12 protein-coding genes are annotated in these 13,932 nt (G+C 51.4%); 5 read left to right on the top strand and 7 right to left on the bottom strand.

Annotated elements, in window-relative coordinates; all coding sequences use genetic code 11:
* The first annotated feature begins 109 nt into the window (after positions 1–109).
* Genes KDX31_00375 through KDX31_00365 form a run of 3 tightly spaced genes read left to right on the top strand, consistent with a single transcriptional unit; the run spans position 110 to position 4,619 of the window.
* Entirely contained in the window at positions 110–3,634 is a 3,525-nt protein-coding gene (locus KDX31_00375) for a hypothetical protein (GenBank protein ID UTW03545.1), read from the top strand.
* The gene (locus KDX31_00370; GenBank protein ID UTW03544.1) at positions 3,631–4,065 is read left to right on the top strand and encodes a hypothetical protein; all 435 of its coding nucleotides are present in this window, start codon (positions 3,631–3,633) and stop codon (positions 4,063–4,065) included. The genes KDX31_00375 and KDX31_00370 overlap by 4 nt, the downstream gene beginning before the upstream one ends.
* A gap of 53 nt (positions 4,066–4,118) precedes the next feature.
* A complete protein-coding gene (locus KDX31_00365) occupies positions 4,119–4,619 on the top strand; it encodes a hypothetical protein (protein UTW03543.1) in 501 nt (166 codons plus the stop codon).
* A gap of 396 nt (positions 4,620–5,015) precedes the next feature.
* On the opposite strand, the gene tyrS is transcribed toward KDX31_00365, so the two are convergent.
* Positions 5,016–6,314, bottom strand: coding sequence for a tyrosine--tRNA ligase (tyrS, locus tag KDX31_00360; GenBank protein ID UTW03542.1), 1,299 nt, complete (start codon positions 6,312–6,314; stop codon positions 5,016–5,018).
* Positions 6,315–6,675: 361 nt separating this feature from the next.
* Here tyrS and KDX31_00355 point away from each other — a divergent pair, with 361 nt between their 5' ends.
* Both KDX31_00355 and KDX31_00350 read left to right on the top strand, forming a co-directional pair.
* Positions 6,676–8,073 carry a peptidoglycan DD-metalloendopeptidase family protein gene (locus tag KDX31_00355; GenBank protein UTW03541.1) on the top strand — a complete coding sequence of 466 codons (1,398 nt, stop codon included), beginning with the start codon at positions 6,676–6,678 and terminating at the stop codon, positions 8,071–8,073.
* A gap of 28 nt (positions 8,074–8,101) precedes the next feature.
* Positions 8,102–9,226: an anhydro-N-acetylmuramic acid kinase gene (locus KDX31_00350; GenBank protein UTW03540.1), complete on the top strand. Its 1,125-nt coding sequence runs from the start codon at positions 8,102–8,104 to the stop codon at positions 9,224–9,226.
* A 367-nt stretch (positions 9,227–9,593) separates the two neighbouring features.
* Here KDX31_00350 and KDX31_00345 read toward each other — a convergent pair whose 3' ends face one another.
* The 6 genes from KDX31_00345 to KDX31_00320 all read right to left on the bottom strand — a co-directional run bounded on the left by KDX31_00345 (position 9,594) and on the right by KDX31_00320 (position 13,793).
* Entirely contained in the window at positions 9,594–10,022 is a 429-nt protein-coding gene (locus KDX31_00345) for an Rrf2 family transcriptional regulator (protein UTW03539.1), read from the bottom strand.
* Positions 10,023–10,110: 88 nt separating this feature from the next.
* Positions 10,111–10,269: a hypothetical protein gene (locus KDX31_00340; protein UTW03538.1), complete on the bottom strand. Its 159-nt coding sequence runs from the start codon at positions 10,267–10,269 to the stop codon at positions 10,111–10,113.
* Positions 10,266–11,474: an NO-inducible flavohemoprotein gene (hmpA, locus tag KDX31_00335; protein ID UTW03537.1), complete on the bottom strand. Its 1,209-nt coding sequence runs from the start codon at positions 11,472–11,474 to the stop codon at positions 10,266–10,268. The genes KDX31_00340 and hmpA overlap by 4 nt, the downstream gene beginning before the upstream one ends.
* 73 nt (positions 11,475–11,547) lie before the next feature.
* Positions 11,548–11,925: a hemerythrin domain-containing protein gene (locus KDX31_00330; GenBank protein UTW03536.1), complete on the bottom strand. Its 378-nt coding sequence runs from the start codon at positions 11,923–11,925 to the stop codon at positions 11,548–11,550.
* A gap of 398 nt (positions 11,926–12,323) precedes the next feature.
* Positions 12,324–12,674: an iron-sulfur cluster insertion protein ErpA gene (gene erpA / locus KDX31_00325; protein UTW03535.1), complete on the bottom strand. Its 351-nt coding sequence runs from the start codon at positions 12,672–12,674 to the stop codon at positions 12,324–12,326.
* Between the two features lie 87 nt (positions 12,675–12,761).
* Positions 12,762–13,793 (bottom strand): N-acetyl-gamma-glutamyl-phosphate reductase, encoded by a 1,032-nt coding sequence (locus tag KDX31_00320; GenBank protein ID UTW03534.1) that lies wholly within the window; start codon positions 13,791–13,793, stop codon positions 12,762–12,764.
* Positions 13,794–13,932: the final 139 nt, after the last annotated feature.

Here is a 13,932-nt window from a genome sequence, read left to right as displayed (position 1 = left end):
CTCCCTTCTATAACTTACACTTAACATCCTCAAAGGCAGTGAAGCCGATAAAGTTACACCACCCAGCTTATCATCAAGCTGTTGTCAGAGAATTAAAGGAATAATTCAGATGTCACGTCCAAAAACCGCCTGTTTTGACAACTACTTTTTCATCAGCGTCAGTGGCATCAGTCACAACACTACGCAGACATTTCAATTCTATAACAGCGATGACCAGATACAGCAGGAGTACATCGAAGCCAAACAGCAACAGATGGAACAATCAGGCTATAGTATTTTTAGCTGGGACTGGACACCTGAAACTGAAAAACGCAACGTCTGGCTCAGTATTGAATGCGACGAAAGCGGGCCAATTAAACTGCCCTTATTCAAAGAGGTGGATAAGCAGGAATATCAATATCTAGACGAACATTACGAACAGAATTACCATCTGCAAGCGGTTGTTCCTCTCACGCTGTTGCCCAGTTATCAGCCGCAACAGTACCCGGAGCAATATATGGCTCCCATCCGCAATGGTTACCTCTATATTTTTCAGGGCAATCAGCTGTGGCGTGAGATAGAGATCATAAACAAAGAAGATCTTGGCCCGGAGTTTCGTGACACCCATCTGTACCACCACCGTGAAGGCTTTGAAAAACCATTCAAAAAAGGCCCGCGCAAAGCCGTCGGCAAACCACTCAGAGATATCTGGCTGCCAACCAAAGCCAACGGAAGTCCTCAACCCTTGCACATTGCTTACTCAGAGGTTCAGTGGAGCGCCGCCTACCTGAACTTTCTCGAAAGCCCTGAAAATCAGGACACCCTCCGACAGCGTACCAGCCTGATTACTCACCGCAGCATTAACGTTCTGGGAGAGAAGCTGAACAGCACCTTCAGAACGATGCGCCTGCGCGAACCGGAAATTGAACACAAACTGGCCGACCCCAGCCTCTATAATCGTGACCTCAGTGGCAAACACCTGCATTATCTGTACGACGGTGTAAGCTTCGAAGTCGATTCGCTGCGCAATAACAGCAGCAGTCTGCTATCAACACTGGAGAATAGCCCTCACCAGCGGCTGGAATACGGCGCCCGCGTTGCCCAGTACAACCAGCAGATGAATCCTAAAAGTCAGGAAGACAGCCTCTGGCAGCCCCACAGCTCGATCGATTATCTGGCCGATGCCAGAGCCCGGCAGCTCAGACTGATGGTGCTGCCCGATCCGCTATTCGATCTGCGTCACCACACCTCCATGGCGATGCAGGTCAGTGCCTGCCTGTTCCATATACTGGAAGACGCCGGTCAGCAGAAATACTTTCAGAGCGCCGAACTGGTACAACGCTTTGTCGTGCCAGATAAACTGCCTAACGGTCAGGAAAACCCCAACCACAAGCACCTGGACAGTTTTAACTACAGCCCCATCGGCGCATTCCAGCGCACTCTGCGCACGATAGAGCGTCAACGCTGCCATGCGGATATGGCGCTATTCCAGGAAGCCCTTGGCCAAACGCTGGTTAATCCGGCCACCGCTGCGGCAGTGCGGGATATCACCAGCCAGGAACGCGGCGCCCCCGGCGCCTACCGATTAGTCGGCAATGCCTTCCAGGCCCTGAGCCTTAACCTCGCCGCTATCGACCCGCTGCAGGACAACGGTCAACCGCAAGACTGGCCCGGCCACAGCACCATCGCCAACTTCTACACCCGGGGCGCCAGCCACCCGCTGCATGCCCTGCTCTACCCACCTGCCGATCAGGTGCCGCTAGACACCGCCTACACTGCGCCCAGTCCTGTGAACGACGGTAGTGGTCTGGCAACCACCGAAAACATCGCCCGCTGGGCCGGCGACACCCTGCTGTTGGATGATCAGATAGAAAATCTGGATCAGGCACTCCTGCTGGCCGAAAACGGCGAAGATGGCTTTGGCGGCAGCCGCCGTCTCCTCAATACCGCCGACGGCGTCCTGAGTGGTTTCTTTACCGCGATGCTGGCACTGCAGAACAAAGCCAGCGCCCGCGCCAGCCTCAGCCAACGGGTCGAAACCATCGAATTCAAAGCCGCCTACCTCGACAATATCCGTCTGGGTAAGCTAATAGCGCCGGATAGTTTCGGACAGGCCACCTTTATTTCCACTTCCGGCGAGCCGATTGCGGGCGCCTATGTCGTCGGTGTACACAGTCAAAAAGCCGGACTGCATTTTGGCCTCACCGAAGCACAGCGCCAGAAAGCCACCTCAAAACGTACCGGAGTATTTCGGGATAGCAACGGCAAACTGCTGGCCTCCACCAATAAACGCAGCCTCAAAGGCACCGAGTTAAGACAGGGCGCCACCGCCCGTAGCAAAGTCGACCTGCGGGTTCTGACAGTACCCAATGACAACCCCATCACCCAGATGAAAGTCGAACAATTAACCAAAGAAGCCGATCTGGCGGATAAACTGAACCCCCAGAGCAAAGCGGGTGGAATCGCGGGACAGGCCTACACAAGACTGGGGGTCCCCTACTTTATTGTGGCGCTGGAAATCATGAATCTGCAGAGAACGGTTGCGGGGTTTGATGATAGACATGATAAAATTTATCGAGGTTTAGCAGGTCTTAGCGCATTAACTGACTTAAGCGTAGCTCTCGTAAGTGCGTCCAACGTCCTAACAAAAGAAATTGGTAGCCTAGCGCAGTTATCTTCAAGAGTAGTGATTTCTAACTCGGATGGTTTAACCCGTTTTTTATCATTTCCCAAATTCAATTTACATCTCGAAAAAAATATAACCTTACTCAAGGGGGCTGGCATTGTCGGCGGAATACTCACCACAGCGGTGGCCATATGGGACACAGCCATCCTGATCGGCGAACAGGATAAAGATGCCGCCTTTGGGATGGCCATGTTTGCCACCGGTACCGCGATCTCGACTTTCGGCAGCCTCTACACCGCCACTTTTCTGTTGAGCCCCCTGGGCTGGATCGGACTGGCGATAGCCCTGGCAGGCTTCGGTCTCTATTTGCTGTTCAAAGACAGCCCCATGCAGAACTGGCTCACCAACGGTCCCTTCGGCAAAACGCCCTCCACAGAGGGGCATTACGCCTACCTACAAGAACCGCAACAGGGCTACCAGTCACTGCTTAGCCTGATTATGAATATTCAGATTAAAACCTACCCTCTGCATCAGGTCGAGATCCCCGCCGACCTGAGAATACGGGTTGAGGGCCTGGGGGCGACCCATGCGATCTGGCTCAGTAGCAACCTGCTGGGTATATTTGACCCCGACAAAGTAATGATTGAGCTGCGCGCCAAAGCCGCCGTGCTGGAAAACCGCTTCCATAGCTTCGACGGCTACTACGGAAAAGTCACCCGGATCGACATACAGATCGCCCGGCCCTGCTACCGCCACGTAACCGGCCAGGGCTGTCTGGTCTTTTATCGCTATAGCAAAAAGATTACCCAGCCTAAAGAAACCCCATCACACCGGGGGGATAATCTGCTCAGTTCCCAACCCCACTTCCACTGCCGGGCCCAGTTAAGGGTCGGCGACTTTATCTTCCCAGCACCACCGCCGGGTAAACTGAACAGTGCAGGGGCAGCAACAGCGACACCGACATTCAGCGAGCCGGAATACTGGTGGGCCGATGAAACCGATTACAGCGAACAGACCATAAAACTATGACCGATACAGCACAATACGCCGATACCGTATGGAACAGCGAACGCTTTTCCAACCAGAAGCCACGCCCGGAACAGGGCACGCTGATTAAACTGCTGCAGGGCGGTGCTCCCCTGCCCTGGAGCCGGGCCAACGAAACGGTTCCCGTCAGTATGATCCAGGAGCCAACACCCGCAGAAATTAAACAACGTCTCAAAGAGAATAAGAATGAAACCCATTGGGATGAAAAAGAATTATCAATAGCCTCTCTAAACTCTCTTAGCAATGCATTTTATATTCTTTCTTCCCTAGCTAAAGTTGTTTGTATAGTCCTATTTCCGATTTCATTAATCTCAACATTTTTCCTTTCCATCGTTGATGAAACCATTGGCTTTAAAGAATATATTGAAATAATGATTTTTTTTCCCAATATATTTTTTTACCATCTGGAGTAATTTGGAGCTACTGGGAATTAATAAACAGAGGTATATTCCCCCCCCCATTTTTTATGAAAGCGGTCAAACATTTCACGTTTAGCCGTGCTACCGGCATGGTCACCCGCTATAAAAACAATAAAGAGCTCTATAGCCATCCTTTCCCCGAGTTCGACTGTTATCTGATTAGCAGTCCCAGCCATCAGGGGATTCTCAGCTACCAGCTGCATCTGGTACATCGCTATCATCGTTACTTTGACAGTATTCCCCTGCACGGTTTCAGCACCAGCCAGCAACCGGACGAGTTTGAACAGATCTGGAACCTGATTCAGCGCTATATGGACACCAGCCAGCCAATGCCCGATATCCCGGAGCTGGAACCCGCCCGGCCCCGCGACCCTACGACTGCCGCCTGGGACAAGCAACATAACCGCAAGCCCGACTACTGGTTCTCAATGGATGATGAAGCATTTGAAGAGGCAATCAATCAACTGCGTGCCGAACAGCACTTTAAGCCCACTCAGGGTCCGGAGATCGATCTGTTTAATGGCGGCATTCAAGCCTGTGTAGCCTGACATTTACTGCCGTAACAATTAACACATGGAGGTGTAACCGATGAACCATCAAATATTGAACGATCTGAGCTTTTCGACGGCTGAAAAATATAATGAAAAGATGGATCTTCTAAAGAAAAACCTGAACAACCTTAAGTTCCAACTGTTGTTCGCTTATCTGATATTGGCCTTTAGCATATTTTCGATGATCAATTTTCCTTACCTGCCGGTATACGCACTTGTCATTATTTTCATATTCCCGGTTTTATCTGTCTCGCGTCAAATAAAACAATATGAACAAGCGATCCAAACACTAAAAGAATCAGTCGAAGACTTTGACTTCTATATGCACTGATTTTGCCATAAAAAAACGCGCCGACTCTTTCGAGTAGCGCGTTTATTTTCAGGCAAACAGAGTCAGATCACAAACAGGTGGTGCTTTTTCTTGCCCAGTTTCACCAGGAAGAAGCGACCGTAAGTGCCGTTCTCAGAGGTAAATACTTCAGCCGCTTTCATATTGTCACCCATGCCTTTCTCAACGCCGTTGACGATCACTGCGTTGCGCTGCAGGGCATCTTTAATCTGCTTACCGGAAGCCGCCAGGCCTGCATCGCTCAGCAGAGTGGTCAGTGGGGTTTCCGCCAGATCGACACCGTTCAGTTTGGAGGATGGAAGACCATCCAGTTGCAGCTGTTCGAAGTCCGCTTCGCTCAGATCGGTCAGGTTTCCGCTGAACAGTGCATCGGTAATGCGCATCGCTGCGATCAGCCCCTCTTCGCCATGCACCAGACGAGTCACTTCACGGGCTAGTACAGACTGAGCCTCCGGACGGCCTTCGCGCTCGATATCAGCCTTTTCCAGCGCATTGATCTCTTCAACAGAGAGGAAAGTGAAGAACCTCAGGAAGTTATAAGCATCGGCATCGGCGGTCTGCAGCCAGAACTGATAGAACGCATAGGGAGAGGTTCTATTCGGAGAAAGCCAGATCGTGCCGGACTCGGTTTTACCAAACTTAGTCCCGTCTGATTTAGTGATCAGCGGCAGAGTCAGACCAAAGGCTTTGTTACCGTTCATACGACGGGTCAGTTCGGTACCCCCGGTGATATTACCCCACTGGTCAGAACCACCGATCTGCAGCGTACAGGCATGGCTGGCGTTCAGTTGCTGATAATCGTATGACTGCAGAATCATGTAGGTAAATTCAGTAAAGGAGATCCCCTCGCCTTCCCGTTCGATCCGCTGCTTTACCGATTCTTTAGCGATCATCTGGTTGACAGAGAAATGCTTACCCACGTCCCGCAGGAACGTCAGAATATCCATACCGCGGGTCCAGTCGAGGTTGTTCACAACCTCAGCACTGTTTTCACCGCAATCGAAGTCGATAAACTGACTCACCTGACCTTTGAGCTTTTCAACCCAGCCCGCAACAGTGTTGTCATCATTGAGCTTACGCTCCTGCGCCTTAAAACTCGGATCACCGATCAGACCCGTGGCACCGCCCACCAGCGCCAGCGGCTTGTGACCCGCCTGCTGAAAACGTTTCAGCGCCAGTAATGGTACCAGTGAACCGATGTGAAGACTGTCTGCGGTGGGGTCGAAGCCACAATAGAGGGTGACAGAACCTTCAGCCAGGTGTTGTTCCAGCTCGTCTTCACTGGTCATCTGCGCGATAAGTCCGCGCGCATTGAGATCCTGTAGCAGCGTTTTGTCTGTCATTGCCTTCTATTTACCTTCACAAAATAAGTAGTAATCATGGATTGGGGGCGTATTCTACCCTTCCCCATTAAATCCGACAAACCTATGATGCCGGTATACGACAATAACGCCCACTTTTTCAGGCCAGCCCGGCCTGTCATACCGCGCAGAGACGCAGAACTTTTCAGAGAAAAGATGTTCTGATAGAACTTAGCGGCCCGACCCGCTTGTAGCGTTGGTATAAAAACAGACAGCAGGGTCTGCGGATACCGGATGTTTTGCTTGATTTGCAACGATTTTCGCCGATACAGAGTGAATATTTCGATTATGTGACAGCATCCGGTATAATTCAGCGAATTTTCAGATACTGAGGTACAGTACCGTGTTTCTAGTTGAGCGGTTAAAAAAGCATCTCCCGATCACACACCTGATGGCAGTCATCATCTGTGTAGTCATTATCGGCCTGACAACGATGCTGATGCCTTCCACGGACGCCCCGGCTTCAGGCCTGCCAACACAATTTACTCAGCCTCAGATCAGCGACCCGGAACCACTGTCTCCGTTTGGGTTGCAGAGCGATAACGGGGATGCCAGCAAAGCTGATTCCGGCAACACCCAGATCGCAATGGTGTCTCAATCGGTTCAGTCTGCGGCTATTCCGCCAACCCAGCAGAAGCCTGACGTATGGCAGGATATTACTGTACGCAGTGGCGATACCCTGACCTCTGTTTTTCAGCGCGCGGGTCTTACCGGCCGGGATGCCTTTCTGGTCAGCTCTGCTGTCAAAGGGACTGACGCCCTGAAACGAATTTATCCTGGTCAGACCCTCAGTTTTGTTCTCGAAGAGAAGCAGCTGGTCAAGCTGAAACATGTGCGCAACCAGTTGGAAAGCTCTCTGCTCACCGCCACAGATCAGGGCTACAGTGTAAAAGAGATCACTAAACAACCCGAAATCGCTGCCCGGTTTGCCAAAGGCACTATCGAAAACTCCCTGTTCCTGGATGCCTCAGCGGCGGGCATGTCAGACAAAATGATTATGGAGCTGGCCGCTATCTTTGGCTGGGATATCGATTTCGTGCTCGATCTGCGTCAGGGTGACAGTTTTAATCTGGTCTACGAAGAGAAGTTTCTTGATGGCAAGAAGATCGGCGAAGGTAATATTCTCTCTGCCCAGTTTGTAAACCAGGGTGAAACCTATACTGCCATCCGTTATACCGACAGCGATGGCAACAGCAGCTATTACACGCCGGAAGGTGACAGCATGCGCAAAACATTCCTGCGCAGCCCGGTGGATTTCGCCCGCATCAGCTCCAGCTTCAAATCACGCCGAAAACACCCTGTACTGGGTCTTACCCGCGCCCACAAAGGCACCGACTATGCCGCCCGCACCGGCACACCGATCAAAGCGGCTGGCGACGGCAAGATCATCTGGCGTGGCAAGAAAGGCGGCTACGGCAACTGCGTAATCGTCCAGCATGGCGGCAATATCACCACCCTCTATGGTCATATGAATGCCTTCCGCAAAGGTCAGAAAACCGGTAGCCGCGTGGGCCAGGGGGATGTGATCGGTTATGTTGGTCAGACCGGACTGGCTTCGGGTCCCCATCTGCACTACGAGTTCCGCGTCAACGGTGTACACAAAAACCCCCAGACAGTGAAACTGCCGCAGGCCGCATCGATCGACAAGGCAGAGCGGCAGACGTTCTTCGCCGAAGCCCAAAAGACACTGGCACAACTGGAGTCCTTCAAAGCAACTCAGCTGGCTTCAGCGGCTAATTAATCACAGTAACCGGCAGGCAGAATCATCGATGAACACTTCAACCTGTGCACCCATCTATATAGGCCTGATGTCGGGTACCAGCCTTGACAGTATCGATGCTGTCGCGGTCCGGTTTGAACCGGAATTTGAGCTGATCGCCAGCCATAGTGAGGCGATCCCCCCAGCTATCCATGCAGCCACCCTCGCCCTGTTCAATCCCGGTGATAATGAGATTGAACGGCTGGGTCGTCTGGATCTGGAACTGGCGAAACTGTTTGCCATCGCCGTCGAAAACCTGATCAGACAGCACCATCTCGACCGACAGCAGATCGCGGCTATCGGCAGCCACGGGCAGACCATCCGTCACCGTCCCGAGGCCAATTTCACCCTGCAGATCGGCGACCCGAATCTGATCGCCGAGCGCACCGGAATCACGACCATCGGTGATTTCCGGCGCCGGGATATGGCCGCCGGAGGCCAGGGAGCCCCGCTGGTACCTGCTTTTCACAGTGCGCTGTTTCGCCACCCTGAACATAACCGGGTTGTGGTGAATATCGGCGGTATGGCCAACCTGACCATTCTGCAAGCCTCAGAGACAAAGCCGGTGCTGGGTTATGATACCGGCCCCGGTAATGTTCTGATGGACAACTGGATAATGCAGCACCGGCAGGAAAGCTATGACAGGGATGGCCGCTGGGCGGCACAGGGCCGGGTGCAGCCCCAGCTTCTTAAACAGATGCTGGCACTGCCCTACTTCTGTGAGCCTCCGCCTAAAAGCACCGGCAGGGAGCAGTTTAACCTGCCCTGGCTGGAGCAGATGGTGGGGGCACTTGCAGTGAAACCGCAGCCTGAAGATGTTCAGGCAACACTACTGGAGCTGACAGCGATCACGATTGCCGATGCAATCAACAGCCACCAGTTGAGCGACCTGCAGGTATTTCTCTGTGGTGGAGGCAGCCATAACAGTCAGTTACGCAGCCGTCTATCGGAACTGCTGAAGCCCCACTATCTGAACACCTCCGCCGAACTGAACCTTGACCCTGACTGGGTTGAAGCCGCCGCGTTTGCCTGGCTGGCCTACCGTACCCTGAACCGACAGAGCGGTAACATTCCCGACGTTACCGGTGCGGCGGGTTACCGGCCGCTGGGCGCGATTCACTGGGCGACTGAATAAAGAAAATACTGATACATAAGCACCACACCCTTTGCGTTACCTAGCTATCAGTCATCTCTTCGGTGTAATGCTTATAATCGCTTCATCCAGATCCAACACACGCAGCTGTATATAGCCTGACCTGAGTGCACCCTGTTTCACAAAGTACTTCCTATTCTTACTTAGCGTTTTATGATTTTTATAGGAATCAAGCATCATTTCAGTAAACGTTCATGAAATCATAAAACGTGAGATGTAGTCCCTGCCGGAAAGACCCGAGCAATCGGAGCACGTTGAAATATGAAAAAGACTTAAAGCGTTTCAGAAAGCTTCGGCGTACCCGCTGCAGGGGCGCTTCAGAAATGAAATAGTGCAGAGGGAAGTCAGATCAACCCGTCGCCAATAACGGAATCAGCTGACGTTTATTCACCATCAGATCTGCCAATGTGTATGTTCGCATGGTATCAATAAATGCCCGCATCCCTTCAGTCAGGGCCTTTTTCAATTCACAACAGGGCAGTAACTGACAGGCTGTGGTGGTGCAATCGACACCGTCGAGATGGTTTTCTAACTGCTCGATAACCTCACCAACATTGATCGATTCAGGGCTGACCGCCAGCCGGATTCCGCCATTTTTGCCACGTATCGTCTGCACATACCCCAACTTAGCCAACTGCCCGATCACTTTAACCATATGACTCTGAGAGACCTGATAAACAGCCGCGACCTCAGCCACACTACTGAGCCGCTCCTCTTCCAGACTGGCAAGGTACATCAAGGTACGCAGACCAAAATCGGTGAAAGCGCTTAGCCTCATAGTCACTCCTGAAACGATTTAGATAGCCAATAAAAACGGGGTACAGACAACTATACCCCGTTTGATTGTCACACAATAGCAGAAGCAATCATAAACGCCGCAACAGCAGATTGCAGCAGGTCGCCAGCGCAGCAGCCGGAGGATATAGCCGGCCCCATTGTCCCAACTGGTCGGTACTGAAACAAAAGAACAGCGACATAATACCGGCAACCACTGCACTCTTAAAAAGCAGTTTCACTCTGCTCAAGCCAGACTTTCCCCTGGACCAAATACTTCATAGTGAAGTCGTTCATCGGCGATATCACGAGCTTTCAAATGTTGATAGATCGCCTTCATAAACGGCAATGGTCCGCAGAAATAATACTCAGCATCTTCCGGGCAATAGTGTTCAAGCCAGTCAGCCGTGATATAGCCCTGGTGGTCATAATCAATCCCCTGGCGGGCACCGCCGGACAGGTCATCATAGAAAGTTGATGCGGTCAGTTCAGGATAATCCCTTTTCAGACAGCGGATATGCCCGGCGAACGCATGGGAATGGCGGTTACGGGTGCCATGCAGCCAGACTATTTTCCGGGAATCCTGACTGAACAGCATCTCATTGAGCATACTCAGCACCGGCGTTATCCCCACCCCTCCGCTAATCAATACCACGGGGCGGTTATTCTGCTGCATGACAAGATCGCCTCCCGGCATATGTATCGCCAGCCGACTCCCTACCCTGACCTGCGCATGCAGATAGTGAGAGACCCGCCCCTCAGGTATACCGGCAGCCGGTGAAGGTTCCCGCTTGACTGAGATTCGATACCCTGCTGCAGTATGACGATCTGAAAGACTGTACTGGCGAATCTCTTCATGCTCCCAGTCCGGATTAACAACCTTCACACTGATAAACTGACCCGGACGGTATTCAGGTAATGGCTTGCCATCCACAGGACTCAGATAGAGGGAACGAATTTCATCACTCTCATCCACTATGCGGTTCACCCTGAAGGCTTTAAAACCAGACCACCCTTCGACCTCCGCCTGCGCATACAGCTGCTGCTCCCGGCCAATAAGGATATCCGCCAACTGTTGGTACGCTTCTGCCCAGGCTTGCAGAACAGCGTCTGTTGCAACCTCTTCACCCAATACAGCTCTGATCGCTTTAAGCAGGTTACGCCCGACAATCTCATACTGTGGCGGAGTGATATCAAGACTGAAATGCTTCATCGCGATTTTCTCGACCGCACCACCCAGAGCGCCGAGATTATCAATATTCGCGGCATATCCGAGAATAGCCGCAGCCAGGGTTGACTGCTGCCGACCGTTTGCCTGACTCGCCATATTGAATACATGCTGAAGCTCCGGATTTTCAGAGAATAACAGACCGTAAAAATGTTGTGTGATCGCCTCTCCTGATGCCTCAATTGCAGGCACCGTCGCTTTCACAATGGCAATTGTTTCTGTGTGCATAACCACCCTTAATAATTTACATAACTGATTTTTGATTTTTTGTTTAATGAAGCACTGAAGCGATACTGCAGTGCTACAGGTTTCGTTGCAGAATGTCGTAATGGCAGGTTTCTAAACACGGGAACAGCTCCCGTTCCTCAAACCGGATGTGACCTTTTAGCAGGTGCGCAAACGCCTTTAGTCCCTCGGCATCCTGAGCATGCATCAATACACGCAGTTGCCGATGCTCATCCTTAAAGCGATCCAGCAACGGCTCGTTAATTCCCTGAATCAACACCTCCTCCTCTTTGAAATGCGTATTGAGATCAGATTGCACCCCCTCGCAGACCCCGGCCCAATAACTCAGCATTACCTCAGAATCCTGTTCATACAGATTCAGCAAACGTTTGGCATAGACCAGCGCAGTGTGATGTTCCCGGCTCAAGGGCTGAAGCGTCTCTGATCTTTTCATTATCGGACTCCTGAAATGACGCCTTAATATTCATTTGAAATGAATATTATTAAGATATAATATGCATGTCAAATGAATATTAAGAGAAACAGACAATGGTTATCTGGTCTACAAGTGAAGTTAGTGTCTTTATTGCGGTTATCGGAATGATTATTTTCAAGCTCTGGAGCGTTTGGCAGGTATCGCTTAAAGCCGGGGCAAATCGTGAAGGGCGGGTTATTTTTCTGGGGCTTTTAAGCGGTCTGACAGTGTTTGGCCTGACCGCAAAAATATATATTTCGCATGTCCTGAGTTAATCAGCGAAAGACTTAAAAACAAAAAGCCAGCAGATGCTGGCTTTTGAAATGTTGTACCAACCGGATGAGCGCGAGCTCTGGCCGGGTTGTAATAACGAGTAATCAGATCGAGAAAGAGGAGCCACACCCACAGGTCGTGGTAGCGTTGGGGTTGTTAATAACAAACTGAGACCCCTGCAGGCCCTCTTTGTAATCCACCACCGAGCCCACCAGATACTGATAGCTCATCGAATCAATCACCATGGAGACACCGGCGTTCTGAATCTCGGTATCATCATCAGCAGTCGCCTCGTCAAACGTGAAGCCGTAAGAAAAACCCGCACACCCGCCCCCGGTAATATACACCCGTAGTTTGAGGTTATCGTTCTGTTCCTCTTCGATCAGACTTTTCACCTTAGCCGCTGCGGAATCGGAAAAAACCATGTCCGGCTGCTGGTCAGTCATCTCTGTCATATCTGCTCCACTTAAATCGATTTTGCCTTTATCAGGCGCTATTATCTTATTAACCAAGTAAATTAGTCAAGTATAGATAATGCCTGGTTATGGCATCATCCCTGCGTGACGCAATCCCTCGGTTTCATCAAAACCAAACATAATATTAAGGTTTTGAATTGCCTGGCCTGCAGCCCCTTTAACCAGATTATCGATCACCGACAGAACCACCACGGTATCGTCATTCTGCGGACGGAAGACACTGATACGACAAATATTCGCCCCTTTGACACTGCGGGTTTCTGGCAGGCTGCCCGCTGGCATTACATCAACAAAAGGCTCATCGGCATAGCGCTGCTCAAACAGCTCCTGCAAGCCATCCACCGGATCTTTCAGAATGCCATAAAGCGTTGCATGGATCCCCCGGATCATCGGGGTCAGATGCGGAACGAAAGTCAGGCCGACAGGTCGACCGGCAGCCTCACTCAATCCCTGCTTCACCTCCGGCAGGTGCCGGTGACCGGCCACGGCATACGCTTTCATACTCTCACTGCTTTCACACAGCAGAGAACCCACATTCGCACCACGACCTGCACCACTGACACCCGATTTCACATCCGCGATCAGTCGACGATGGTCGATCAGTCCATTTTCCACCAGCGGCAGGAAGCCCAGCTGGGTTGCTGTGGGATAACACCCGGGACAGGCAATCATCTCGGCATTTTTGATCGCATCCCGGTTGACTTCCGGCAGCCCGTAAACCGCTTTCGCCGCCAGCTCAGGACTGGTGTGCTCCATGCCATACCATTTAGACCAGAGCTCCAGATCTTTAATACGGAAATCCGCACCCAGATCAATCACCCGAACGCCACGGGCAACCAGTTCAGGCGCCATTTTCATGGCCACGCCATGCGGGGTCGCAAAGAATACCGCATCACACTGCGCCAGGGTCTCCACATCCGGTACCGTAAACTGCAGATCGTAGTGACCACGCAGGTTGGGGTACATATCGTCAATTCGCAAGCCTTCCTCAGAGCGGGAGGTAATCACCTCAACCTTAACCTGAGGGTGGTTTGCCAACAGTCTTAGCAGCTCTACGCCGGTATATCCGGTGCCACCTACGATACCTACTTTGATCACTTTGACCTCACAAATCGTTCAACGGTTTTCTATTCTGTCTGCGTATGATACAAACCCTTGGGGGGCATTACTATTGTGTACCATTAAAATAAGCGACGAAAAGCCCATCTAGCAGATCTTTCTATAAAGCACTTTTAAA

The organism is Amphritea atlantica (genome assembly GCA_024397875.1).
Classification (GTDB): Bacteria; Pseudomonadota; Gammaproteobacteria; order Pseudomonadales; family Balneatricaceae; genus Amphritea; species Amphritea atlantica_B.
The sequence above is the reverse complement of the archived record's forward strand: the minus strand, read 5'-3'. Positions and strand labels throughout refer to the sequence as shown.

Excerpts from the sequence above, each read along its gene's own strand:
- KDX31_00375 (UTW03545.1), top strand. The coding sequence starts at position 110 with ATGTCACGTCCAAAAACCGCCTGTTTTGACAACTACTTTTTCATCAGC.
- KDX31_00370 (UTW03544.1), top strand. The coding sequence starts at position 3,631 with ATGACCGATACAGCACAATACGCCGATACCGTATGGAACAGCGAACGC.
- KDX31_00365 (UTW03543.1), top strand. The coding sequence starts at position 4,119 with ATGAAAGCGGTCAAACATTTCACGTTTAGCCGTGCTACCGGCATGGTC.
- tyrS (UTW03542.1), bottom strand. The coding sequence starts at position 6,314 with ATGACAGACAAAACGCTGCTACAGGATCTCAATGCGCGCGGACTTATC.
- KDX31_00350 (UTW03540.1), top strand. The coding sequence starts at position 8,102 with ATGAACACTTCAACCTGTGCACCCATCTATATAGGCCTGATGTCGGGT.
- KDX31_00345 (UTW03539.1), bottom strand. The coding sequence starts at position 10,022 with ATGAGGCTAAGCGCTTTCACCGATTTTGGTCTGCGTACCTTGATGTAC.
- hmpA (UTW03537.1), bottom strand. The coding sequence starts at position 11,474 with ATGCACACAGAAACAATTGCCATTGTGAAAGCGACGGTGCCTGCAATT.
- KDX31_00330 (UTW03536.1), bottom strand. The coding sequence starts at position 11,925 with ATGAAAAGATCAGAGACGCTTCAGCCCTTGAGCCGGGAACATCACACT.
- erpA (UTW03535.1), bottom strand. The coding sequence starts at position 12,674 with ATGACAGAGATGACTGACCAGCAGCCGGACATGGTTTTTTCCGATTCC.